The following is a 910-nucleotide window of genomic DNA, read 5'->3' on the forward strand; positions in this document are numbered from 1 at the left end:
CCGCCGCTCCGGCCGACTGAGCGCCGTACCCCCCGCCCCGAAGCGAGCCCGCCGCCGTCCACCGCGCCGCCGACACACCCCTGCCGTCTACCGGCGGCGCCGGGTGCTCGCCGCGCTGCTGCTGCTCAACGGTGTCGAACTGATCGGCGTCCTGGTGGTCGGCCCCGGATTCTGGATCAGCTTCTCGGTCACCGGCACACTGCTCGTCGCGTACGTGGCGCACCTGCGGCAGCGGGCCGTCGCCGACCAGCGCCGGCGGCGGGCGCGGGCCCGGGAAGCCGCGTGGCTGGCCGCCCGCCAGGCGGAGGTACGGCGCGAGCAGGCCCGCCGTGCGGCGGCCCGACGCGAGGCGCAACGGCGGCTCGCCGCGCAGCGCGAAGTGGTACGCCGGGCCGCCATGGGCCTGGACCGACCGGCCGACCTGCCGCCCGCCGCGAGTGGCGGCTCGGTCTCCTACCGGCGCGCCGGTGGCCTCCGTGGCCGCGCCTACGAGGCCGGCCGCGGCTCCCACACCGCCTGACCACCGGCGCGTCCGCGTCCGGCCCAGGGCTCGTCCGGCCTCCGGCCTGCTGGGTCCCCGGGCGTGTGCGGTCCTCGGGCTTGTTCGGTCCCTGGTCGGTTTGGTCCCTGGGTCTGTTCGGTCCCCGGGTCTTGGCCGGGCGCGCCCGATCCCGGCCTACCTGACCTTTCTTGCCAAATCGGCTCGCCGGGTGCCGGGGTGTGCGGCCGGTGGGGCATCCCGGGGCGCGGGGGCCGCATGGTCAACTCGAGGTCATTGAAGTCGGGGTATCCGTCGCGCCGGACACCCCGACATCATGGAAGTCGAGTCGATCATCTGGAGGGGCCGGGTTCGCCGCGTCTGGTTCCTGGTGATGTGGTGCTTTTGTCGAGGGCGGCGGCCAGGTGATCG

General features: G+C 75.4%; 1 protein-coding gene. It reads left to right on the plus strand.

The window, feature by feature from the left end:
- A partial coding sequence (locus E1211_RS32185) for a hypothetical protein (protein ID WP_132354015.1) occupies positions 1 to 520 on the plus strand: 520 nt, incomplete at its 5' end.
- Between the last annotated feature and the right edge of the window lie 390 nt (positions 521 to 910).

This window comes from Micromonospora sp. 15K316 (assembly GCF_004348525.1).
Classification (GTDB): domain Bacteria; phylum Actinomycetota; class Actinomycetes; order Mycobacteriales; family Micromonosporaceae; genus Micromonospora.